This is a genomic window from Dictyoglomus sp. GBS (assembly GCF_055179815.1).
In genome coordinates this window covers 1,519,237-1,543,659 of record NZ_CM143687.1, presented here as the reverse complement: position 1 = coordinate 1,543,659, position 24,423 = coordinate 1,519,237, and the positions used below count along the sequence as shown (strand labels likewise).

Annotated in this window: 23 protein-coding genes and 1 riboswitch; of the genes, 16 read left to right on the top strand and 7 right to left on the bottom strand. The window is 31.2% G+C overall.

Features of this window, described 5'->3' with window-relative positions:
- Window positions 1-52: 52 nt before the first annotated feature.
- From ACY3IT_RS07765 to ACY3IT_RS07750, 4 genes are read left to right on the top strand one after another with little or no spacing between them, the layout of a single operon-like run.
- A complete protein-coding gene (locus ACY3IT_RS07765) occupies window positions 53-691 on the top strand; it encodes a Spy/CpxP family protein refolding chaperone (protein WP_463082380.1) in 639 nt (212 codons plus the stop codon).
- 20 nt (window positions 692-711) lie between these two features.
- Complete coding sequence (locus tag ACY3IT_RS07760; protein ID WP_463082379.1) at window positions 712-1,386, top strand: RNA polymerase sigma factor; 675 nt, start codon at window positions 712-714, stop codon at window positions 1,384-1,386.
- Window positions 1,376-1,813 (top strand): anti-sigma factor family protein, encoded by a 438-nt coding sequence (locus tag ACY3IT_RS07755; RefSeq protein ID WP_463082378.1) that lies wholly within the window; start codon window positions 1,376-1,378, stop codon window positions 1,811-1,813. The genes ACY3IT_RS07760 and ACY3IT_RS07755 overlap by 11 nt, the downstream gene beginning before the upstream one ends.
- Before the next feature lie 3 nt (window positions 1,814-1,816).
- Window positions 1,817-2,851 (top strand): LolA family protein, encoded by a 1,035-nt coding sequence (locus ACY3IT_RS07750; RefSeq protein WP_463082377.1) that lies wholly within the window; start codon window positions 1,817-1,819, stop codon window positions 2,849-2,851.
- On the opposite strand, the gene ACY3IT_RS07745 is transcribed toward ACY3IT_RS07750, so the two are convergent.
- The 3 genes from ACY3IT_RS07745 to ACY3IT_RS07735 are packed head-to-tail and all read right to left on the bottom strand — an operon-like array spanning window position 2,838 to window position 5,473.
- Window positions 2,838-3,488 (bottom strand): endonuclease, encoded by a 651-nt coding sequence (locus ACY3IT_RS07745; protein ID WP_463082376.1) that lies wholly within the window; start codon window positions 3,486-3,488, stop codon window positions 2,838-2,840. The two genes, ACY3IT_RS07750 and ACY3IT_RS07745, sit on opposite strands and share 14 nt — an antisense overlap.
- Window positions 3,485-4,981 carry a bifunctional phosphoribosylaminoimidazolecarboxamide formyltransferase/IMP cyclohydrolase gene (purH, locus tag ACY3IT_RS07740; RefSeq protein ID WP_463082375.1) on the bottom strand — a complete coding sequence of 499 codons (1,497 nt, stop codon included), beginning with the start codon at window positions 4,979-4,981 and terminating at the stop codon, window positions 3,485-3,487. The genes ACY3IT_RS07745 and purH overlap by 4 nt, the downstream gene beginning before the upstream one ends.
- 18 nt (window positions 4,982-4,999) lie before the next feature.
- Window positions 5,000-5,473, bottom strand: a complete 474-nt coding sequence (locus ACY3IT_RS07735) for a bifunctional nuclease family protein (RefSeq protein ID WP_463082374.1) — start codon at window positions 5,471-5,473, stop codon at window positions 5,000-5,002.
- Window positions 5,474-5,559: 86 nt separating this feature from the next.
- On the opposite strand from ACY3IT_RS07735, the gene ACY3IT_RS07730 reads away from it, so the two are divergent.
- The gene (locus tag ACY3IT_RS07730) at window positions 5,560-6,171 is read left to right on the top strand and encodes a DMT family transporter (RefSeq protein ID WP_463082373.1); all 612 of its coding nucleotides are present in this window, start codon (window positions 5,560-5,562) and stop codon (window positions 6,169-6,171) included.
- Window positions 6,129-6,431, top strand: coding sequence for an EamA family transporter (locus ACY3IT_RS07725; protein WP_463083637.1), 303 nt, complete (start codon window positions 6,129-6,131; stop codon window positions 6,429-6,431). The genes ACY3IT_RS07730 and ACY3IT_RS07725 overlap by 43 nt, the downstream gene beginning before the upstream one ends.
- Here the strand turns inward: ACY3IT_RS07725 and ACY3IT_RS07720 are convergent.
- Window positions 6,403-6,936 (bottom strand): ECF transporter S component, encoded by a 534-nt coding sequence (locus ACY3IT_RS07720; protein WP_463082372.1) that lies wholly within the window; start codon window positions 6,934-6,936, stop codon window positions 6,403-6,405. The two genes, ACY3IT_RS07725 and ACY3IT_RS07720, sit on opposite strands and share 29 nt — an antisense overlap.
- A gap of 75 nt (window positions 6,937-7,011) precedes the next feature.
- A riboswitch (FMN riboswitch) is annotated at window positions 7,012-7,179 on the bottom strand.
- 42 nt (window positions 7,180-7,221) lie between these two features.
- Window positions 7,222-8,112 (bottom strand): DegV family protein, encoded by an 891-nt coding sequence (locus ACY3IT_RS07715; protein WP_463082371.1) that lies wholly within the window; start codon window positions 8,110-8,112, stop codon window positions 7,222-7,224.
- A 133-nt stretch (window positions 8,113-8,245) separates the two neighbouring features.
- Here ACY3IT_RS07715 and ACY3IT_RS07710 point away from each other — a divergent pair, with 133 nt between their 5' ends.
- Window positions 8,246-10,531, top strand: a complete 2,286-nt coding sequence (locus ACY3IT_RS07710; RefSeq protein WP_463082370.1) for a glycoside hydrolase family 3 N-terminal domain-containing protein — start codon at window positions 8,246-8,248, stop codon at window positions 10,529-10,531.
- 32 nt (window positions 10,532-10,563) lie between these two features.
- Here the strand turns inward: ACY3IT_RS07710 and ACY3IT_RS07705 are convergent, their stop codons facing one another.
- Together ACY3IT_RS07705 and ACY3IT_RS07700 are read right to left on the bottom strand one after the other, a co-directional pair.
- Complete coding sequence (locus ACY3IT_RS07705) at window positions 10,564-11,262, bottom strand: RraA family protein (RefSeq protein ID WP_463082369.1); 699 nt, start codon at window positions 11,260-11,262, stop codon at window positions 10,564-10,566.
- 5 nt (window positions 11,263-11,267) lie between these two features.
- Window positions 11,268-11,702: a PPC domain-containing DNA-binding protein gene (locus ACY3IT_RS07700; RefSeq protein WP_463082368.1), complete on the bottom strand. Its 435-nt coding sequence runs from the start codon at window positions 11,700-11,702 to the stop codon at window positions 11,268-11,270.
- A gap of 143 nt (window positions 11,703-11,845) precedes the next feature.
- Here ACY3IT_RS07700 and ACY3IT_RS07695 point away from each other — a divergent pair, with 143 nt between their 5' ends.
- The 9 genes from ACY3IT_RS07695 to ACY3IT_RS07655 all read left to right on the top strand — a co-directional run bounded on the left by ACY3IT_RS07695 (window position 11,846) and on the right by ACY3IT_RS07655 (window position 24,399).
- Window positions 11,846-12,880: a substrate-binding domain-containing protein gene (locus ACY3IT_RS07695; protein ID WP_463082367.1), complete on the top strand. Its 1,035-nt coding sequence runs from the start codon at window positions 11,846-11,848 to the stop codon at window positions 12,878-12,880.
- Between the two features lie 141 nt (window positions 12,881-13,021).
- Window positions 13,022-14,218 (top strand): maltose/maltodextrin ABC transporter substrate-binding protein MalE, encoded by a 1,197-nt coding sequence (gene malE, locus ACY3IT_RS07690; RefSeq protein ID WP_463082366.1) that lies wholly within the window; start codon window positions 13,022-13,024, stop codon window positions 14,216-14,218.
- 63 nt (window positions 14,219-14,281) lie between these two features.
- Window positions 14,282-16,009: an ABC transporter permease subunit gene (locus tag ACY3IT_RS07685; protein ID WP_463082365.1), complete on the top strand. Its 1,728-nt coding sequence runs from the start codon at window positions 14,282-14,284 to the stop codon at window positions 16,007-16,009.
- Window positions 16,010-16,011: 2 nt separating this feature from the next.
- Window positions 16,012-18,411, top strand: a complete 2,400-nt coding sequence (locus ACY3IT_RS07680; RefSeq protein ID WP_463082364.1) for a sugar ABC transporter permease — start codon at window positions 16,012-16,014, stop codon at window positions 18,409-18,411.
- A gap of 20 nt (window positions 18,412-18,431) precedes the next feature.
- Complete coding sequence (locus ACY3IT_RS07675) at window positions 18,432-20,285, top strand: glycosyl hydrolase 53 family protein (protein WP_463082363.1); 1,854 nt, start codon at window positions 18,432-18,434, stop codon at window positions 20,283-20,285.
- 90 nt (window positions 20,286-20,375) lie between these two features.
- Window positions 20,376-21,953: an ABC transporter substrate-binding protein gene (locus tag ACY3IT_RS07670; protein ID WP_463082362.1), complete on the top strand. Its 1,578-nt coding sequence runs from the start codon at window positions 20,376-20,378 to the stop codon at window positions 21,951-21,953.
- A 98-nt stretch (window positions 21,954-22,051) separates the two neighbouring features.
- Complete coding sequence (locus ACY3IT_RS07665) at window positions 22,052-23,056, top strand: ABC transporter permease (protein ID WP_463082361.1); 1,005 nt, start codon at window positions 22,052-22,054, stop codon at window positions 23,054-23,056.
- A gap of 6 nt (window positions 23,057-23,062) precedes the next feature.
- Window positions 23,063-23,944, top strand: a complete 882-nt coding sequence (nikC, locus tag ACY3IT_RS07660; RefSeq protein WP_463082360.1) for a nickel transporter permease — start codon at window positions 23,063-23,065, stop codon at window positions 23,942-23,944.
- Complete coding sequence (locus ACY3IT_RS07655) at window positions 23,944-24,399, top strand: methylglyoxal synthase (RefSeq protein WP_463082359.1); 456 nt, start codon at window positions 23,944-23,946, stop codon at window positions 24,397-24,399. The genes nikC and ACY3IT_RS07655 overlap by 1 nt, the downstream gene beginning before the upstream one ends.
- Window positions 24,400-24,423 lie beyond the last annotated feature (24 nt).

The window sequence follows — 24,423 nt, the reverse complement described above, 5'->3', positions numbered from 1 at the left end:
AGTAATTTTCGTCATAAATTATGTAAAAAGGTATTTAGAAAGGGGTGAGAATATGAAAAGTCTGAAGTATGTTGTAGGAATCTTAATAATACTTTTCCTTATTTCAAATATTATTTTTGCTACTCCAAATCATAAAGGTCCGATGCTTTATAGAGAAAAAGTTATGATATTAGACAGAAACAGATATACCTTTGGGCTGGGAGTTCTTGTTTCTCAAGATTTACAGAATCTTTTAAGAGAAAGAAATAGAATACAAGCTGAGATTCAGTTACTTTTAAGAGAAGAAAAGATTGATTCTGAAAAATTACAGCAAAATATTAAAGAATTAAAAATTTTGAATAACAAGATATATGAAGAATGGAAGAAGAATTTACTGTCTTTCCTTGATAAGAGTTTAAAGCTTAAAGAAGAACAGAAGGTAAAAGTTAAGGCTATTTTGGATAAGTATTTTGATGCTTTAAAGGAATTAAGATTACAAATAAGAGAAAAGACTTTACAAGCAAGAGCTCTTGGAAGTCAAGATAAGGAAAAATTAGAACAATTGAAAAAAGAGATTAGAGAACTAAGGATAAAAGAAAAGGATACGAAGAAAGAAATGTGGAAAGAGATAAGCAATGTTTTAGATAAAGGGGATGTGGCAAGGTTAAGATACTTGTTAATGATATATAATAGAAAGGCTCCTAAATTTTAAACTGAAGGGAAGAAAATATTATGTATAGAGAATTAGTTAGTGTGATTAAAGGAAAGAAAACTATATCTGATAATGAATTAAAGCCTTTTTCCTCCCTTTCTGAGGAGGAAAAAGGCAAGTTATCTGATCATGCTCTTCTCTCTTATATCAAAGGTGGAGATAGAGAGGCCTTCTCTATCCTTGTGAAAAGATACGAAAAGAAAATCTTGAATATTCTTTATCTTCAACTTGGAAATATTCCAGATTTGGAGGATCTTGTACAAGAAGTATTTATAAAGGCCTTTAAAAGTATTAATAGTTTTAGAGGAGATTCAAAGTTTTCTACATGGCTCTATAGAATAACGATTAATATTGCTCATGATTATAGAAGAAAAAATAAAGAAGTATATTCCTTAGATAATTCAATAAATGAAGAAGATGATAATACATTTGAAAGTATAATAGCGGGAGATACAAAGGATCCTTTAGATATAGTAGAAAAGGAAGATGTGAAAAGTAAAGTACGTAGATTAATAAAGGAGCTTCCTAAGGAATATCAGGAAGTTTTAATACTTAGGGAATATGAAGGATTGTCATACGGGGAGATAGCTAAAATACTAAATTGTCCTGTGGGTACTGTAGAATCAAGACTTTTTAGAGCAAGAAAAGAATTGAAAGAGAAACTTTTAAAGGAAGATGTAAATTATGCAATGTAAAGAGGCCAAAAGATTGATATCGTCATATATTGATGGTGAAATCTCTCCAGATAAAAGGAGAGAGTTAGAAGCTCATCTTTTAACTTGTCCTTATTGTAGAAGGGAATTAGAAATGATGGAGAAAATAGTGAAATTAATCCATGAACTTCCTGAAATTGAACCTTACGAAGAATTGTCAGATAAAATCTGGGTAAAATATACCTTAGAGAAAGATGAATTTTTAAAGAACCCGTTCAGAAAATTCCTTTTAATTCTTGGTTTTATTGCTTTCTTCGGTGCAATTATCTTTCTTGCCCAGAATTATTTTAAATCTCAGAGTTTTGATAAAAACATATACAGTTATTATAACTTTCACGGAAAAATGAGTACTTCAATAAATGAAAATACTTTGGTCGATCTTGTACTTTATCAGTATAGTGGAAAATGAGTAATGAAAAGGATATTTGTACTGTTTATAAGTCTCTTTTACATTACAACTGTTTTTGCTGAAGATCCTTTCGAAATTATTAGAAATTATGAAAAAAATAATGGTATAGTACCATTTTCAGGCATAGAGGTTTCTATATTATTTGATGATCCTAATTTTGAGAAAACAAGTATTGCTAAGGTTTACTCTAATGGTAATTATCTTTTTAGAAAAGATTATTTATCTCCACCCTTCCTTTTGGGTAGAGTAGTTATAGATAATGGAAGATATCAATATGATTTTGACCCTAAAATTAATGTGGTAAGAATTTCTCCTTCATCTTTTATCATAAGAACTAAAGATGAGATAGAAAGACAAATAAGATTAATAAGGAAAAATTATATTGTTACTATAGAAAATGAAGAGGTATTTTTAGGCAGGAGGGTATATGTTATTCTATTCGTTTCTAAATATACTAAGAAACTCATAAGTAAAATGTGGATAGATAGTGAAAAATATATATCTTTGAGAACGGATAAGTATAATAGTAATGGAAAAATTGTGGGAAGAACGATGTTTATAGAGATCAATTTTAATCCTAAGTTCTCTGAGAATCTTTTTAATCTTGACTTTATAAGAAATAAGAATACGAAAATAGAGGAGAGTAAATTAGTCGAGGAAAAAATTAATAATGCAAAAGTACCTTTTGAGCTTCCTTTAGGATATATGCTTATTAAATTTTATTCTATATTAGAAGATAATGATAAAATAACCCATTATTATAAGTATTCAGATGGAGTTTCTGATTTATCCCTTTTTGAGGGCAATATTCCTTTCAGACCTACTGGACAGCTTATTATTATTGATGGTACTCAGGTATTTTTTGCATCTAATATTCTGTGGAAATCTATAGTTTGGAAGAAAGATAATAAATATTATCTTCTCGTGGGTGATATTCCTGATAATTATGTAGAAACAATTTTTATAAAAGTAATGAAAGAATTATCCATAAGAGAAATAAAAAAGGAACCTTTAGAAAAAGCTTTTATCCAAAAGTAGGGTTTAAATATAAAGTCTTTTTAAGAAAACATTTATCATTGCATCTTCTACATTTTCTTTTACCATGTTCTATAATCAGTGCGTGATATTCTTGATATAGTTGGTAAATTGGGAATAAAGAGTTGTGAAAAATTTGTTGCCATTTCTCATAAGGTAATTTGTAGTCAAAAAGTCCAAGGCAGTGAAATAATCTTTTGGTATAGTTGTCAATTACAAAAACAGGTCTATTTAATGCATATAATAAAATGGAATCTGCGGTTTCCATACCTATGCCATTTATGTTTAAAAGTTCTTTTCTTAGATATGATGTGGGATAAACGTTCATCTTGGATATGTTTCCTTCAAATTTATTAATAAAAAACTCTATAAAACTTTTAAGTCTTTTTGCTTTTATCTTGTAAAATCCACATGGTTTAATAAGATTTGACAAATCCTTTTCAGAGATGTTGTAAATACTATAAGGATCAAGAAGATTATGTTTTTTTAAATTATTAATTGCCTTTTCCACATTATTCCAACTTGTGGCCTGAGTAAGAATAGCTCCTACTATTACTTCAAAAGGAGTTTCAGCAGGCCACCAATATTGAGGACCATATCTATCAAAAAGAATTTTAAAAATCTCTTCTATTTGGTTCAATGTCTAAAATGTCTGGTATCTATCATGACTAATATGATTCCATTTTTCTCTGCTTCTTTTATTACTTCCTCATCTCTTATGGACCCTGATGGTTGAATTACAGCCTTTATTCCGTATTGGGCTGCAAGAGTTATGGAATCTGGAAAAGGAAAGAAAGCGTCAGATGCAAGATAAGCCCCTTTTGCTTTTTCTCCTGCTTGTTCTAGTGCTATTTTTACTGAATTCACTCTATTCATTTGTCCAGCTCCAATTCCTAAGGTTTGTTTGTTTTTACTAACCACAATAGCATTTGATTTAACATGTTTTACAACTTTTAAAGCAAAAAGTAATTCTTCTATATCCTTTTCATCAGGTTTTATAGATGTTTTTACTTCATAGCTTTTCATCATTACATTATTGAAGGTTTGAATTAAGAATCCTCTCCTTAAAGATCTTATCTCAAAAGGATTCTCTGGAATATTTTCTTTATATATTAAAACTCTTAAGTTCTTTTTAGTAGAAAGAATATTTTTAGCTTCTTCTGTAATACCTGGTACTACTACAATCTCAAAAAAAGATTTTGTTATCTCTTTTGCTGTATTTTCGTCTAAAATAAAATTGCATGCTATAATTCCACCATATGCTGATACAGGATCACTTTCAAGGGCTTTTAAAAAGGCTTTAGTGGGGTTATTGTCAGAAGCTACACCGCAAGGATTGTTATGCTTGATAATTGCTACAGTGGGCTCTGTAAATTCTTTAACTAAATTCCAAGCTGAATCCATATCTAAGAGATTATTATAGGATAATTCTTTTCCTTGAAGTTTCTCAAAAGGTATTTCTTGATAAGGTAAAGTATAAAATCCTGCTTTTTGCTGAGGATTTTCTCCATACCTTAAATCTATTTTCTTGCTTAAATTAAGATTTATATTTTCATAAAATTCTTGAGATAAATAGGAGGATATAGTTTGATCATATATGGAGGTAATAGAAAAGGCTTTAATAGCCATCTCTCTTCTAAATTCAATATCATTACTATTTTCTCTTAAATATTGAATTACTTTCTCGTAATCTTCAGGGGATGGGACTACAAGAACATATGGAAAGTTTTTTGCAGCTGCTCTTAAAAGGCTTACACCTCCGATATCGATGTTTTCTAATGCTTCTTCTAAAGATACATCTTTTTTAGAAATAACTTTTGCAAAAGGATAAAGGTTGCAAACAACAATATCTATTAAAGGGATGTTTTTTTTCTGTATGTCTTCTATGTCTTCTTTTTTATCTCTTCTAGCCAAAATTCCTGCAAATATTTTGGGATGAAGTGTTTTAACTCTTCCACCAATTAATTCTTTGAAATCTGTATATTCAGATACTTCTTTTACTTCAAATCCTTTCTCCCTTAGATATTTAGCAGTAGAAGAAGTCGCAATAATATGATATCCATGGTTGATTAATTCAAGGCAAAGATTCTCAATTCCGGTCTTGTCATAAACACTAATAAGAGAGAAAGGCATTAGTATATAACCTCCTTCTTATTGTTTTTTGAATTCTTCAGGATTTAAATCTCTTAATAGTTTTGTTAATTCTTCTTCTGCATTATATTCCTCTACAAAACCAGCTTCTTCCAATACTTGGGAATCTACATAAATGGGAGATTGAGTTCTTAAAGCAAGGGCCATAGCATCAGAAGGTCTGGAGTCGATTTCTAATGTTTTATCGCTTACATTTAAGAAGATTGTCGCATAAAAAGTATTTTCTTTTAGGGAGTGTATATAAACTTTATCTACCTTTGCATTTAAAGATTCAATTATATTTTTTAGAAGGTCATGGGTAAGAGGTCTCCCTATATCTATTTTTTCCAAAGCAATAGCAATAGCATTTGCTTCAAAAGGACCTATCCATATTGGGAGGAATCTTTTTCCTTCTGGCTTTTCTCTTAAAAGAACAACAAACTGATTGGTTTGAGGATCTAAACTTAGCCCTGCTATATAAACCTCAACCATCATGATATTTCACCTCTTTTGATTGACCTTTTATCATATCTTAACCCAAATATGCTTATTTGTAAATCGTTGTGATATAATTCTGCTATATGATGAGAAAATTGGAAATTAAAGGTACATTAATTTTAATTTTTGTAACTTTAATATGGGGAAGTACATTTTCTTTGACGAAGATATCTTTAAAATATCTTACTCCTTTTTTTCTTTTATTTGTAAGATTCTTTTTGGGAAGTCTATCTTTAAGTATTTATTTCATAGCTAAAAGGGATCCTTTAACAATAAATTGGGCAGGATCAATTTTAGGAATTATTAATTTTTCAGCTATAGCTTTTCAAACTTTTGGATTAAGATCTACAACTGCTACTAAAGGTGCTTTTATAACTGGGCTTTCTGTTTTAATGGTACCATTTTTTGAAAGAATATTTTTGGGAAGTAAAATTGGTGTTAGATTATGGTTTTCGGTTTCTATAGCCTTCTTAGGATTAACTATGCTTACTGTCGATTTTAAGCAGATTGGTTATGTAAATTGGGGAGACTTCCTGGTTTTTATTTGCGCATTACTCTATGCTATCCAGATTGTCTATATTGCATATGTAGTTCATAAAAAAGAAGTTTTAGATCTTGCTTTTTCTGAACTCTTTTTAACAGCTCTTTTAGCATTATTGTTCCATATTTTTTTGAAACAGGAAGTCTCCCTTTAAAAAGTATTTTTATATCTTTTCTTCCTGTTTTTTACTTAGGTACTATTGCTACTTCTTTAACTCTGACACTTCAACTTATAGGTCAAAAGTACCTTACTCCTACGAAATCAGCCTTAATATATAACTTAGAACCAGTTTTTGCTACTGTTTTTGCCTTTTTTATATTAAAAGAATCATTATCTTTTATTCAGTTTATTGGAGCTTTTCTTATACTCTTAGCTTTGTTCATTTCTATTCCTTCTTCTCCAATAGATAATTAGTTAATGTATTTATGGAGGAAATAAGATAAGCAATAATTGAATTGACACCAGCCTTAATTAAATTAAATGGAATTATCACTGGAATAATTAATGGAATAATACTACTTCTTGGTACTCCTAAGTAGATGGGAGTGAGTATTAAATTTGCAATTGCCATTGTTATAGCCATACTTATTGTTCCAAAAAATAGAGATAGAATTCTATTTTTTGTTTTTCTGTATAATATGCCAGCTACTGTTATTAAGGTGCCTGTGGCTATAAAATGCATAAGAGCTCCTATAGGTCCACCTTGGCCTGTGAATATGGCCATCAAAATTGCCACAATAAGAGTTGCAATGATACCCTCCGAAATACCATAATACAAAGCTATTAATAATAAAGGAATATCTCCTGGATCATACAATAAATAGGGGGCTTGGGGGAGAATGGGGAAATAGATTGTTATTGATAAGATGATAGATAAGGCTGTTAAGATAGAAATTGTTGTAAGCTTTTTAGTGGTCATGCTATCAACCTCCTTTTTTAGAATTAAAAAAGCCCTGGGGGTATTTACCCCCAGGGCTTTTTTTACAAATAAATAAATTACCTTCTCCCATCCGGACTATACCGTCGGCCCTGGATTCTCACCAGGTCTGCAAGCCAAAAGACTTGCTCGCAGGCTTAGGTATCTCTTGTAGAGATACCATCACTGCCGGTCGGGAATTGGGAAGAGCTTTATCTCTTCCCTCACCCTGCCCCGAAGGTAATACCTTGCCGATAATTTTAAATTAAATTATGGTTTTTGTCAAATTTACTCTATGGAAAGGGATGATGGATAGGCAATCACACCTACAGTGCCAGGTCCAGAATGAACACTTAGAGCCGCTGATAATTTATTAATAAGTACTTCTTTTATTTCAAAATATTTAGCAATTTCTTCTTTTAATTTCTGTACCTCTTCCCATGCATTTGCATGAAGTAATCCTATATTCAAACTGATTTTTTCTTTAAAAAAATCATGCATATGAAATATAATTTTTTGATAGGAATTAAGCCTTCCTCTTGCTTTATCTAAAGCAAAAAGGACTCCCTCTTTATCAATTGAAATTATGGGATTGATATTTAATATTTCAGCTAAAAGATACTTTGCTTTACCTATCCTTCCACCAGCTGCAAGATATTTTAATGTTTCATTAGTAAAAGCATGAAATAAGTTTTCTCTTATTTTTTGGATATGTTCTACTACTTCTTTTAGAGATAATCCTTTTAGTGCAGCTCGAGCAGCTTCTATAGCCATAAACCCAGTTCCTAACGAAACACTTTTAGAATCTATAACTTCTATTTCATAATTTGGATTTTCCTCTTTTAGTATAGATTTTGCTGTACTGGCTGATTGAAAAGCACCGCTTCCCCATGATGTTAAATGTATGCTTAAGACAGATAAGCCTTCTTCTAAAATTTTTTTAAATACCTCATAATATTCTCCTACACCAGGACATGCTGTTTTAGGAAGGTTATTTTCTGGAGCCTTTTTTAGATATTCCCAAACATCTTCAGGCTGAATATCAACATTTTCTTCATAAGATTTTCCATCCATATGAATATAGTAAGGAATTATATTAATATTAAGCCCTTTTCCTATCTCAGTAGGTATATCAGACGTAGTGTCTGTTACCACTTTAAATTTTATATTCTTATCCATAGTTACCTCCATAACAAAGTAGTCTTAAATAATAATAACATATATTATTTTGATTAGTAATTCTTTTTTGATTTTTTTATCCTATTAGTTTATAATTTAAGATAAAAACGTTTGCTTATAAGGAGGTATTATCATGGAAGAAAAAGAGTTAAGTAAAAAGGTTAAAGAATTAATTAAAAAGATGACTCTCGAAGAGAAGATTGCACAATTGCAAGCAGTATTTGCTAAAAATTTAGTAGATGATAATGGGGAATTTTCTGAGGAAAAAGCTCAAAAATATTTGAAATACGGAATTGGTCAAATTACAAGATTGGCTGGTGATAAGGGTGTAGAACCTGAGAAAGCAGTTATTTTGAGAAACAAGATTCAAAAGTTTCTTAAAGAAAAAACAAGACTTGGAATTCCTGCCATTATTCATGAGGAATGTCTTAGCGGATATTTAGCAAAGGGTGCTACTACTTTTCCACAAGCGATTGGTATGGCAAGCACCTTTGAACCAGATCTTATTCAGAAGGTTACTGATGTTATTAGGCAACAAATGAGGGCTGTAGGCGTTCACCAAGGATTAGCTCCAGTTCTTGATATCCCAAGAGATCCAAGATGGGGAAGAACAGAAGAAACTTTTGGAGAGGACCCGTATCTGGTTTCAAGAATGGCTTCAGCTTACGTGAAAGGACTTCAAGGTGAGGACTGGAAAGAAGGAATAGTTGCTACAATTAAGCATTTCACTGCTTATGGTATTTCTGAAGGTGCGAGAAATTTAGGACCAGCTAAAATTGGAGAAAGGGAACTTAGAGAAGTATTTCTTTTCCCATTTGAAGTGGCTGTAAAAGAGGCTCAAGCTGGTTCTTTAATGAATGCATACCATGAAATAGATGGTGTACCTTGTGCTTCATCTAAATTTTTGTTAACTAAAATATTAAGATGGGAATGGGGCTTTAAAGGGTTTGTGGTTTCTGATTATGTTGCTATTAGGATGTTAGAAAATTTTCATAGAGTGGCAAAGGATGCTAAAGAGGCTGCAGTTTTAGCCCTTGAAGCAGGAATTGATATTGAGTTACCCGAAATTGATTGTTATGGTGAACCTCTCATTCAAGCAGTAAAAGAAGGATTAATTTCAGAGGAAGTTATAGATACTTCTGTGGAGAGAGTATTGAGAGCAAAATTCCTTTTAGGCTTATTCGAAGAAGAAGAGAAAGAGCCTAAGAAAGTATATGAAACTTTTGATCTTCCTGAACATCGTGAACTGGCAAGAGATGTTGCTAGAAGATCAATTGTCTTACTTAAGAATAATGGAATTCTTCCTCTTCCAAAAGATATAAAATCTATTGCAGTTATAGGTCCTAATGCTGATAATCCAAGAAATCTACATGGTGATTATAGTTATACTGTACATATTCCATCTGTTTCTGAAACATTAGAAGGCCAGAAGATAGAAGAAGTATGTGCTGTACCAACAGTAAGTATACTTGAGGGAATAAGAAATAAAGTTTCTAAGAATACAGATATTCATTATGCTAAAGGATGTGATATAGTGGATGGTTCTGATGAAGATATAAGAAATGCCTTAGAAGAAGCTAAGAAGTCAGAAGTTATAATTGCTGTTATGGGAGAAGAGAGTGGTCTTTTCCATAGAGGTATATCTGGAGAAGGTAATGATAGATCAGAATTAGAACTTCCTGAGATCCAAAGGAAATTGCTCAAAGAGCTTAAGAAGTTAGGTAAACCTATTATACTTGTTCTTATCCATGGAAGACCATTGGCTTTGAAATGGGAAGATGAAAATATGGATGCTATTTTAACTGCTTGGTATCCAGGAGAAGAAGGAGGAAATGCAGTAGCTGATGTTATATTTGGTGATTACAATCCTTCAGGAAAACTTCCTATATCTTTTCCGGCTGTAACAGGTCAAATACCGGTATATTATAATAGAAAGCCTTCTGCCTTTACTGATTATGTTGATGCTAAAGCTAAAGCCCTATATCCTTTTGGTCATGGTCTATCTTATACAAATTTTGAATATTCCAATTTAGAGATAAAACCTCAAATAGTTAATTCCTTGGAATCTGTTGAAATAACTTTTAAAATAAAAAATGTAGGAAAACTAGCTGGAGAAGAAGTTGTACAACTTTATATACATGATGAAATAGCAAGCTTAGAAAGGCCAGTTAAAGAATTGAAGGGGTTCAAAAAGATTTATTTAAATCCTGGAGAAGAAAAGACTATTAAGTTTATTTTGTATCCTGAGCAACTTGCTTTCTATGATGAGTTTATGAGGTTTGTGGTAGAAAGAGGAAATTTTGAGGTAATGATTGGGTCTTCATCTGAAGACATCAAACTTAAAGGTAATTTCCAGATTAAAGAGACAAAAGTAATAACTGAGAAAAGAAAATTTTCAAGTGATGTAATAGTAAAATAGATAAAGAGGGAGGAGATTTTTCTCCTCCCTCTTTATTTTACTGTTTCATCATAGTTCCAGCCCATTATGTCATATAGTTTTCTTCTTCCCTCTTTATCCATTTCTAATTCTTTTCTGGCATACATAGCTACCTCAAAAGCTTTTTCACGGGGTACTATGACTACTCCATCCCCATCTGCTACTACAATATCACCTGGATTAACAATTACGCCTTCTATATTAACAGGAATATTCATTGCATCAAACTGCAACCTTCCAATTACTGTTTTCTGAGATATAAATTTACACCAAAAAGGAATCTTTTGTAATATTAATTCATCAGAATCTCTTGGACCTCCGTTGGTTAAATATCCAACTACTCCTTTAGTGAAACCTAATAGAGAGTTGTTTGATCCCATTAATCCTGCGTCTACACAACTTTGATCTATTACTATAAAATCTCCTTTTTTAATTGTATCTAACCATGGATATGTACATATATTGTTATAATAATAACCCATCCATTCAGCATATTCTTTTGGTGACATTCTGGGTATTTCTCCTTTATAAGGAAGATATCTAACAGTTTTTGCAATACCAACAATTCTTGTACGAAATAGAGGTTTTATAGTATAGGGAATACTATAATTATGATGTAACAAAAGATAATCAAGTCCATCTCTTACATCTGCCACTCTTAATCCCTCAAAAAGTTTCAAAAGTTCTTGATTTTCTTTATCATTGAAAACCATTTTGGTTATTCCTCCTCGATAATGTTTATATTTTTTTCATTGAGCCTTCTTTTAAGAGAAAAGTTATTCAATGTTAATAAGACAATTTCTGCTAGATACAATACTTGAGAATTAAACTCAATATGGCCTGAATATGTATTTTTTAAGTCTGAAGCTACGAAATGGAGATGTGGTTCATAGTTTATTATCATTCCTTGAAGAGAAGATAGTTCAAAAGGTCCTTCTAAAGATAGATATTCGTTTTCGGGATAAATGGATGTGGAAAGAACACGATGATATGTTAATTTTTTTAAGGTGCCAATTCCACTAATCACGCAAGCATTTTTAATATTATTGTTTTTAAGATAATCAACTATACTTTCAATGAGAAATTCTTCAGGATCCAGATTGATAATTATTATTTCATTTTTCTGGGTGTTAGCTTTTTTAAAAGCTCTCATATTTTGTCACCCCTTTAAATATGTTTATAGTTAAGATATTAAATTTAAACTTACACATAGTCAATCTTAAAAATAATTGACTTTTTTTTCTAATATGATACCTTTATATTTAAAGTGGTATTTAAATGGTATTGTGTTTAAAAATGAAGTTTAAACCATTAGTTAAAGAAAAAGTTAAAGAAGAAATATTAAAACTGATAGAAGAGAATAGAGGGTATGATTATGTAAAAATACCCTCAGAAAGAGACCTTTCTGAAACTTTTCAGGTTAGTCGTACTACTATACGTTCTGTAATAAAAGAGTTAATTAATTATGGATTACTTATTCAATTTCAAGGGAAAGGCACATATATTGTACCTAAGACTCGAGATAAAATTGTGCATATTTTATCCTCTCCTGACATAAAAAGCGATGATCCTTTTTATGCAAGGTTTTTTGTGGAGCTAACTAATATTTTTACTCTTAATGGTTTTAAGATCCTTTTTGTAAATGTAGAAAGTCTTACTAATGAAAGTAAAAAAAATAAAGATATCCCTATCGTTATGATAGGTCTTTTAAATGATGAATTAATAGAAAAAGTTAAGAGAAGTTATAAGTATATTTTGACCATAGAACAGTATATGAATCATGACGAGATTATACAAGTTTCTGTAGATGATTATAGGATAGGATGGATGGCTGCTGAAATTCTAATTAAGTCTGGATATTTATTTTTAATACATTTAGCAGGGCCAGAAAGATATACCGCATCTTATCTTAGAAAAATTGGGTTTTTAGATAGAGTGAAAAGTTCTACTAGAATAAATTATAGGGTTATAGAATCAAAAATGAATTATACATCAGGGTATATGATTGGCGATGAAATTTATAGTATATACAATAAAATTAGAGAGCCTATAGGTATTTTTACTGCAAATGATTGGATGGGAATTGGTTTAATACAAAGGTTAAAAGAGAAGAGATTAAATATTGGTAAAGAAATTGGTATAATAGGTTGTGATAATATTTCTCTTTCTACTGAAATTAAGCCTTCATTAACTACTTTTAAATGGGACGTAGAGAAGATAGTCAAAGAGATATTGAATATAATTATTGATATTAATCATGGCAAGAATATAACTCAAAAGAGGGTACTAATACCTGCTCAAGTTATATATAGGGATTCTTTGAGATTGTAATTGACAAATATGAGTAATCATTTATAATAATAAATTGGTATCAAAATGGTTTTAAATTGGCTTATAATTAATAAGTAAGGATAGGTAAAGCAAAAAATTTTTGGGGATTAACCTAAAAATTATTAAGAAAGGGGGTTCATTATGAAAAAACTGAGTAGTTTCCTATTAGTTGTACTGTTTTTGTTCTTAGCTATTAGTTTAACTGGAGCTCAAGCAAATAAGATTACTATTTGGTGTTCAGAAAAACAAGTGGATATTCTTCAAAGATTGGGAGAAGAGTTTAAAGCAAAATATGGTGTCAGTGTTGATGTTCAATATGTAGAATTTGGTTCTATAAAGCCTAATTTTCTTACGGCAGCTCCTCAAGGTAAAGGTGCAGATATAATTGTGGGAGCCCATGATTGGGTTGGTGAATTGGTGGTTAATGGTTTATTAGAACCAATTCCTCAATTTAAAGATCAGAATCAATTTTATAAAACTGCTCTTAACGCTTTCTCTTATGGTGGTAAATTATATGGATTACCATATGCAATGGAAGCTATAGCTCTTATTTATAATAAAGATTATGTAAAACTACCACCTTCTACTTTTGAAGCTTTAATAAGCACAGCTAAGAGAATAAATACCGCTTATAAAGGAAAGGTTAGAGGATTTATAACAAGTGCTGCAGAATTTTATTATGTTTCTCCTGTAATTTTTGGATATGGTGGGTATGTATTTAAAGAAACACCAAAGGGTCTTGATGTAACAGATATTGGTCTTGCAAATCCTGGTGCTATTAAAGGGGCAAAGTTATGGAAGAAACTTGTAGATGAGGGCATTTTAACACCTGGAGATAACTATCAGATAATGGATTCAATGTTTAAAGAAGGTAAAGCTGCAATGATTATTAATGGGCCATGGGCAGTAAAAGCTTATAAAGATGCCGGTGTAAACTATGGAGTAACCGTAATACCAGCACTTGAAAAAGGAATCGTAGCAAAACCCTTTGTAGGTGTACAAGGATTTATGATTAATGCTAAATCACCTAATAAGATTCTTGCTCGTGATTTCCTTATAAATTATGTGGCAACTAAAGATACAATGTATAAGATTTATTTGGCAGATCCAAGACTTCCTGCAAGAAAAGATGTTCTTTCATTAGTAAAAGATAATCCAGATATTGTTGGATTCACTAAGAGTGCTGCTAATGGAATTCCAATGCCCAATGTACCTGAGATGGCCTCTGTATGGAGTGCAATGAATGATGCATTGAATCTTATAATTAATAACAAGGCTACCCCAGAAGAAGCTTTAGAAAATGCTGTCAAAGCTATAAAGGCTCAAATTAAGAAGTAGTAAACTTTTAAAAGGGGCCTAAGGATTATGTTCTTAGGCTCCTTTTTTATAGGAGGGATGATTTTGAGGGGCTTTTTAAAAATTTTTTTATGGTTAGTTATTGCTATAGTTAATGGTATCCTTTTTTGGGGTGGTGTTTATTTAATTCAAAATTATTATTTTGAACTTGGAGTTATTATTATATCAGCTCTTTTATTAATTGATTTTTTTATTTTTAACCCAAAGTGCTATCCTTATAGATATACTATCCCAGCTCTAATTTTTCTGTTTCTTCTCGTTTTGTACCCTATATACTTTACTATAAAAACTGCCTTTACAAACTATGGGACAGGTCATATATTTACAAGGCAAGAATCTTTAGAGAAAATTTTATATGATCCAAATTATACTTATGTTGTGGATAAAAAGCCTATAAACTTTAAAATATTTACTACTTATGATAATTTTAAACCTACAGAAGATTTTGTTCTACTTTTTAATATTAATAATGAAACCTTTATAGGTACTGTTCCTGTACCTGTTAAGCAAAGAGGGAGAGAAATACTTTTAAGAGAAGGTAAACTCTATAAATTATCGACATCAAAAATCAATATTAATGGTAATGTTTATGAATTCATTCCTGAACCATCATTTTCTAAAATAGAAAAAATTATTTCTACTAATAAAATATACAAACCATTATATTCTCTAAATGATAATAATTTAGAAAAGAGTTCTTATTATTTTACTTTGCTTATACAAAAGTTTCTTGCTAATGCAGAATATATAACCCCAGAAGGAAAGATAATTAGTGTGAAAGTTGATGAGGATGGAAAATGGAAATTTTTTACTATAGAACGACTTTATAGATTGACTTATGAAGATGTAGAAGAAAACGGCAAAAAGATTACAAAAATGGTAATTATAAACACAAAAACAAATAAGCCTTTAATTGAGGAGGAAGGATCTTTCTATGATGTAGATGAAAATGGTAATAAGATATTTCTTGTTGGTTATACTGCTTGTGTAGGGTTTAAAAATTTTTCAAGAATTTTTACCGATGAAAGGATATCTAGTCCTTTCTTTAAGATATTTTTATGGACTGTAGAATGGTCTCTTTTTACAGTTTTATTTTCTTTTTCAATTGGTCTTGCCTTTGCTTTAGTTTTAAATAATAGAAAACTTAAAGGAAGAAACATATATAGAACTCTTTTAATAATTCCTTGGGCTATTCCTTATTTCATATCAGTCTTAACATGGAAAAATGGAATATTTAATGAAACATATGGCATATTGAATAAAATTATTTTACCTTACTTGGGGCTTAATCCGATAAAATGGTTTAATGATCCTTTTTGGGCTAAAGTGATTTGTATTGTTGTTAACACTTGGCTAACCTTTCCATATATGATGACCATATCCTTAGGAGCGCTACAATCTATTCCAGATGATTTGTATGAAGCAGCTGCTATAGATGGAGCAGGAAAATTAAGTAGGTTTAGATATGTAACTTTTCCTTTGTTACTTTCTATTATTGCTCCACTTTTAATAAGTAGTTTTGCATATACTTTTAATAACTTCACTCTTGTATATTTATTAACTGGGGGCGGACCACCAATGGTAGGTTCAACTACTCCGGCAGGTCATACAGATATTCTAATATCTTATGTATATAAATTAGCATTTGAGGGAAGAGGTCAGGAATTTGGTTTTGCGAGCGCAATTTCCATTTTGATTTTCTTCTTAGTGGCTGGTATAAGCTTGGTTAATTTTAAAATATCAGGAGCTTTTGAGGAAGTAAGAGGTGAATGAGAATGATAGTAAAGAGGGGGCATATTATTACCCATATTATACTGTGGATTCTTATTCCCATAATACTTTTTCCTGTAGTATGGATTGTATCAACATCTTTAAGAAGAGATGAGGCTGCTTTTTCTACAAGGCTTTTTTCCTCCAGAATTTCCATTCAAAATTATAAGGATTTACTTATCCCTGAAAAAAATATGCCTGTTTTAGCTCAAGAGTTACAGAATTTAATTATGGTTACCCCACCTTATGACAAATGGGATAAAAACAAAATAGAAAAAGAAATTCAAAAAGATATATCTTATTTGAAAGTATATGTGAAAGAGACAAAAGATAGGCAAAAGAATGCATCAGAAGCATTTTATAAAATTAGAGATTATATGGCATCAAAAAATGAGAAACTAAAACATGATATTATTGCAATTTTGGAAGATCTAAGAGGATATTTAGAAAAAAATCTTCCAAAAGAGGAATCAAAAAATGAAAATTTTAAATTGGCTATCGCTACAATCCTTTATAAAAAAGATTTTGATAAAGATACAATATTAATTTTTAAAGATGATTTGGAGAAGCTTTTTGGTTTAAAAATCTCCTCAGAAGAAGATATTAAAAAGATAACCTCTCTCTTAGGAAAATACTACAAGCAAAAAATAGAAAAAAGTAATATTAAGTTAAGAGAGCTGGATAGGATTATTGGTTTAAATCAAGAAAGGTATGATAGATTGCTTAGTGAATATACATATTTGCAAGACAGGGTTCTAAACATTAACAATAAGATAACAAATGATATTCTCAAAGAGATTTTAACTTTTGATAAAGAACTAGAAAAAATAGTTGAAGACAATCATTTATCATATGTTAATGTGGCATATAAACATTCTATAAATCATACAATTACAGACATAAAACAAGTTACAGAAAATATCTCTAAGTATCCTGATTTGTATGAAGTTAAAAGAGCATTAGATAACGTTAGTGCAAAATTAGCCTTAGTAAAAAAATCGGATTATAAAAGAATTGATAATATTTTGTATAATTTGAAATTGCTTCTTAAAGAACTTGATAAAAATGTAGAGATTCTTCAAGAGAAAAATAGAAAAGTTGCCCTTATAAAACAAGAAAATGAATTTTTAGAGATTGAAAAGGAACTTACTCAGGGGGAATTAGAAAAACAAGAAGAGAATATTAAACCTTTTACAAGATATGGACAGTTAAAAATCTTTATATCAGATTTAGAGAAAGATATTGAGAAAATAGAAGGAGCTAAAAGTTTTAATAATTTTCTTGAATTAACATACCCTTTGAGTAATAAATTCAGGGAATTTGCAACTTCTTATATCATTGATTTTGGTCGAGATAATCTGATCATGAATGTTGAGCAAACAGCGGATAAGTTAAAGTGGCTTAATGATTTTAAAATCTTTTACGAAAAATTCAATCTTTTTTCAATAAATCTAAATCTTGTTACAGAAAGATCAGATTCTCTTATTTATGCTATTGATAAAAAATGGAAAGAAGTTTTTGAAGAATCTTTTAAGGGAGAAAAAAGCTATCTATCCGAAGTTGATGATTTATACAATTTGAGTAAAACTGATTTTGTTAATATGGTAAGCTCAAATCTCAATATTGTCTCGAAAAAAGCTGGAGAATTGATGGATAATATGCCATACAGAGAGATTAAAGGTTATTTAAGGAAAATTGATAACGAAATATTTCGAATAGATCAAATATGGAAACAAAAAACAAAACATTATTTCTTAAGATGGGTAAGAAATTCTATTATAGTTTCTGGAGTGTCAGCTATAATTACAACCTTTATTTGTGCTTTAGCAGCATATCCATTCAGTAGAATGAGATTTTGGGGAAGAAGGTATGGTATTCTTACCCTCCTTCTTATACAGATGTTCCCAAGTGCTGTATATATGATAGCTATATATAGCTTACTTAATCTTCTTGGAAAATTTATTCCATTTTTAGGTCTTGATACTCTTTCGGGTTTGACTTTCGTTTATTTGGGAAATATTGCTTATAACATGTTCCTTATAAAGGGTTACTATGATACTATTCCTGACTCTTTAGAAGAATCAGCAATGATAGATGGAGCAACAAGATTTCAAACTTTTTATAAGATAATACTTCCTTTAGCAAGACCAATACTTACAGTAGTGGTAATACTAACATTCATGAATGTGTTTAACGAATTTATCTTTGCAAGAATTATTCTTCAAGATGCTCAGAAATATACATATGCAATAGGGCTTTGGACCTTTTCTTCAGGTCCTTATATGACTGAGTGGGGTCTTTTTACAGCTGCTGCCCTATTAGGTATGCTTCCTATGACTATTCTATTCCTTTCATTGCAAAAGTATATAGTTAGTGGTCTTACAAAGGGTGCTGTTAAAGGATAAAATTTGGGAGGTGAGATGTAATGAAAAAAATAATATTTCTTTTAATTTTATTGGGGGTTACGATGATTCTCATGGATAGTTATGGAGAAGATAAAATTTTTATAAATCCAATAGAGGGATTATCAAAGGATTTTATAAAGGGTGTTGATATATCCATGTTATATGAAGTAGAAGCTAAGGGTGGGAAATTTTATGACAATGGAGTGCAAAAGGATCCATTACAGATTTTGAAGGATCATGGGGTCAATTGGGTTAGAGTTAGGATTTGGAATGATCCGTATGATGAAAAAGGAAATCCATATGGTGGGGGTATTTGTGATTATAAAAGGATGACAGAGCTTGTTAAAAGAGCTAAAACTCTTGGACTAAAAGTACTTGTAGATTTCCATTATAGTGATTTTTGGGCAGATCCTGGTAAACAGGAGAAACCAAAGGCATGGAAAAATTTAAAAGGATCCCAATTAATAAAAGCAGTTTCTGACTTTACATATAATGTACTTAAACATATGAAAGACAATAAAGCATTGCCTGATATGGTACAAATTGGTAATGAAGTTAATAATGGATTTTTATGGCCTGATGGTAAGCTTATAGGTGATGATGCAGGAGGTTTTGAAACCTTTGTTAAACTTTTTAATGCAGGTGCAAGTGCTGTAAGAAGAATTGATAAGAATATAAAAGTGGCTGTTCATTTAGCAGAAGGAGGAAATAGTTCCCTGTTTAAATGGTTTTTGGCAAATGTTTCTGGCCTGAAGATGGATTTTGATGTTATTGGAGTATCTTATTACCCATATTGGCATGGCACCTTGGAAGAGTTAAAGGAAAATCTTAATGATATAGCAGTAAGATATAATAAGAAAATTGCTGTTTTTGAAACAGCCTATGCATGGACTCTTGAAGATGGTGATAATCATCCAAATATATTTGGTGGAGATTTATGGATGATAGGTGGATATAAACCCACTGTTCAAGGGCAAGCTACAGCAATAAGAGATATTATGGAGGTTGTGGCTCAAATTCCAAATAATAAAGGTTTGGGCATATTTTATTGGGAAGGTTGCTGGATTCCAGTAAATAGTGCAGGATGGAAAGTTGGGGAAGGTAATCCATGGGATAACCAAACCTTATTTGATTTCAAAGGTAATGTATTACCATCTCTTGATGTCTTTAACTTAGTTTATGGACATCAAAAAATAGATGTAAAAGTAGTAGATATTTTATCTGATGTAAAAATAAAGATTTCTACAGGAGAGATTCCTAAACTTCCAGAAAAGGTTAAAGTGCTTTTCAATGATGATTCTATAAGGAATTTCAAAGTTACATGGGATGCTATAGATAATAAACTATTAAGTGTTCCTGGAGAATTTAAATTGAGGGGAAAGATAGAAGGTATAGATAAGGAAATATATGCTCAGATATCAGTATCTGGGGAGAAGAATTATGTACCTAATTGGAGCTTTGAATCGGGAACTATAGATCCTTGGATAGTAGAAGGAGATAAGATGGCAGTTAAGGTTGTTAAGGCTACTCCACCTCAAAATGCAAAAACAGGGGAGTATGCGATAAATTACTGGTTAGATAGACCATTTAAATTTGAAATGAACTTAGTGATTAAAGATTTAAAACCTGGTAAGTATAGAGTGAGTTTTTGGATTCATGGTGGTGGAGGAGAAAACCTTCTTAGATTTAAAGTGAGTGGTTACGGAAAAGAAGAAAAGTATATAGATATTGTAAATACTGGATGGTTGAAATGGAGTAATCCTACCATCAGGGATATAAATGTAACGACAGGTGAAATAAAGATTAGTATAATTGTTGAGGGAAATTCAGGAAATTGGGCTTGGATAGATGATTTTGAAGTTAAAGAAGAATAATATATAATCATAATAACTTAGGACAATGATGCCTTAAGAGAGAATAAAGAGAATGGGGAGGGGGAGTAAGATTTTATGGGAGGTGTCAGGATGCGTAAGTTTTTGGTCCTCTTTTTATGTTTAATGTTATTTGTTAATTTTGCTAATTCCCAAACTCCAAAAAAGGGTGGAACCTTAGTTTTTGGAAGAGGTGGGGACTCTGTTAAATTGGATCCCATTAATGTTACTGATGGCGAATCTCTAAGAGTTACACATCAAATATTTGATACTCTTGTTAAGTACAAGCCAGAAAATACAGAGATTTTGCCAAGTCTTGCTATTAAATGGACAGTTTCGAAGGATCAAAAAACATGGACTTTTACATTGAGAAAAAATATTAAATTCCATGATGGTACTGATTTTGATGCTTATGCTGTTAAATTTAACTTTGATCGATGGATGGATCCTAAGAATCCTTATCATATTGGTGGCGAATTCGAATATTGGGGGTATATGTTTGGTGGATTTCCAGGAATTGTAAAAACTGTCTCTGTTGTTGATAAATATACAGTAAAAATTACTTTAACAAAACCTTTAGCCCCATTTCTCTCTAACCTTGCTATGCCTTGTTTTGCTATTGCAAGCCCAACTGCAATTAAGAAATATAAGGAAGATTTCTTTAAAAATCCTGTAGGTACTGGTCCTTTTAAATTTGTTTCTTGGAGTAAGGGAGATAAGATAGTACTTTCAGCAAATAAAAATTACTGGGATGGAGCCCCCTATATTGATAAAATTATTTTTAGATCAATACCGGATAATTCTGCAAGATTTATGGAATTAGAAGCTGGCACGGTGGATATTATTGATGGTTTGAATCCAGAGGATGTAGAAAGGGTCAAACTAAATAAAAATTTACAATTGTTTGTCAGACCAAGTTTGAATGTTGGATATCTTGCTATGAATATGGATAAAAAACCTTTTAATGATTTAAGAGTAAGGCTTGCTATAAATTACGCAATTGACAAGAAAGCAATTGTGGATGCTTTTTATCCAAAAGGCTTAGCAATCGTGGCTAAGAATCCTATACCACCCACCTTATGGGGTTACAATGATAAAATACAAGATTATCCATATGATCCAGAAAAAGCCAAGAAATTGTTAGCTGAGGCAGGATATCCTAATGGCTTTAAAACCACATTATGGGCTATGCCAGTAAACAGGCCATATAATCCTCAACCAATGAAAATAGCAGAAGCTGTTCAGAGCTATTTAAAGGCTGTGGGTATCGATGCAGAAATAGTTACTTATGATTGGGGTACTTACTTACAAAAAACAGAAAATGGTGAACATGATATGGCTTTCTTAGGATGGACAGGAGATAATGGAGATCCAGACAATTTCTTCTATGTTTTATTAGATAAGGATAATGCTGTAAAAGGTAGTTCTGGAAATATTGCTTTTTACAGATCTGATGAGTTGCATGAGATACTTATAAAAGCACAGACCATATCTGGCCAAAAAGAGAGGGCTAAATTGTATGAAAAGGCATGTGAAATAGTACACAGAGATGCTCCATGGGTGATAATAGCTCATACAATGCCACCTCTTGCAGGAAAGAAGAATGTAAAAAATTATATTCCACATCCAACTGGTAGTGAACCATTGTATCGTGTATGGAAAGAACAATAAATTTATCATTTAGTACAAAGGGGGAGGAGAATACCACTTTCCCCCTTTTAAAATATAAATATATATGCTTTAAATTAAACAAATAATTAGGGGAAAGAATGAAAAAATATATAGTAAGAAGGTTATTACTTTTAATTCCAATATTAATTGGAGTTTCCTTTTTTGCTTTTATGTTTATTAGACTGATTCCTGGGGATCCTGCAAGGATTATGTTAGGTGAAAGAGCTACTGCAGAAGAAATCACAAGAATTAGAAAAGAGCTTGGGCTTGATAAACCTATAATTTTACAATATCTAATTTTCTTAAGTAATGCTACAAAGGGAGATTTAGGAAGATCTATAATAACAAGAGAAAAAGTTATTTCTGAAATTATGCAAAGGTTTCCTGCTACTATTGAATTGACACTTTTTGCAATGTTAATAGCAAGTTCATTAGGTATATTTTTAGGAGTATTAGCATCTATTAAACCAGGCTCCTTAATAGATACTCTGGTTATGTTTTTAGCTTTAATAGGTGTTTCTATACCAATATTTTGGCTTGGTTTAATGTTGATTTGGTTTGGTTCTTTGGTTCTTGGTTGGTTTCCCCCATCGGGAAGATTAGATATAAGTATTGATCTTAAGGTGATAACAAATTTTTATTTGATTGACAGCTTATTAACTTTTAACTTTAGAGCTTTTATAGATGCGTTGTATCATCTAGTCCTTCCAGGTTTTGCTTTATCCACTGTTCCTATGGCAACAATTGCAAGAATGACAAGATCAAGCATGTTAGAAGTCTTAAACCAAGAATATATATTAGCTGAATATGCAAAAGGTTTGCCTAAGAAGAAGATAATCATGAAATCTGCTTTAAGAAATGCTTTAATTCCAATAATAACTATAATAGGGCTTGAATTTGGTTTCCTTCTTGGAGGAGCAATAATGACAGAGACGATTTTTTCATGGCCAGGCATGGGAAGGTTAGTTTATGATGCAATAATGTCAAGGGATTATCCGTTGATTCAAGGTTGTATTTTATTGTCTTCTTTGTTGTTTGTATTTATAAATCTAATTGTTGACATTTTATATGCATTTATAGACCCAAGGATTAGATATGAATAGGAGGGAATGTCTTTGGAGAGAAATTATAATCGTGGTTTATGGAAAAGATCTTTAATAAAATTTAAAAGGCATAAGACAGGAATAATAGGAGGTTTAATATTACTTATTTATATTATTACGGCTGTTTTTGCACCATATATTGCAAAATTTGATCCCATTGCTCAAAATTTATCAGAAAGATTGCAACCACCATCATGGAAGCATATATTAGGTACTGATTATGCTGTAAGAGATATTTTTAGTAGGATCATATATGGAACAAGAATATCTATTACCATAGGGTTTGTGTCTGTTTTATTAGCTTTAATTTTTGGAACAATTTTAGGGGTTTCTTCTGGTTATTTTGGGGGATGGTGGGATATTCTGATTATGAGAATTATAGATATAATGCTTGCCTTTCCAACTATTCTTCTTGCTATTGGTATCGTGGCAGTTTTAGGTCCAAGACTTGAAAATGCAATGATAGCTGTTGGTATTGTTTCAATTCCACAATTTGCAAGAGTAGTTAGAGCAACAATTCTTTCTATAAAAGAGAAAGACTATATAAATTCTGCAAAGGCCTTAGGGATAGGAGAAATTAGGATAATTGTTAGACATATTCTTCCTAATGTATTAGCTCCAATTATTGTGCAGGCTACCTTAGGAATAGCTTCCGCTATATTAGAAGCTGCAGGTCTTTCTTTTCTTGGATTGGGGGCAAGGCCCCCTATTCCAGAGTGGGGTGCGATGTTAAGTGAATCAAGGCAATATTTAAGGTCAGCACCATGGACTGTAATTTTTCCTGGTCTTGCCATAATGTTTCTTGTTCTTGCTTTTAATTTGTTTGGAGATGCATTAAGAGATATATTTGATCCACGATCTTATAAATGGAAAGGAGGAACTTTTTAATGAATTATAAAGAAATACCTATTGGGATTCAAAAAAGGATAGCCCTAATTGCCCATGATAATAAGAAACAAGAATTATTAGAGTGGGCAAGATTTAATCAAGGAACATTATCAAAACATATATTATATGCTACAGGAACGACTGGTGAGATTTTAGAAAAAGAATTGGGTTTAAAGATTATAAGATTTTTTAGTGGACCTTTAGGGGGTGATCAACAGATTGGAGCAAAGATTGCAGAAGGTGAAATTGATTTTCTTATATTTTTCTGGGACCCTTTAGAACCATTGCCTCATGATCCTGATGTTAAAGCTCTTTTGAGGATAGCAGTAGTATGGAATATTCCTATAGCATCAAATAGATCTACAGCTGATTTTTTGATTTCCTCACCTCTTATGGATAGAGAATACAAAAGATTAGTGCCTGATTATACACATTATCTTACTAGAAAAATATAAGAAAGAAACTTGAAAGAATATAAA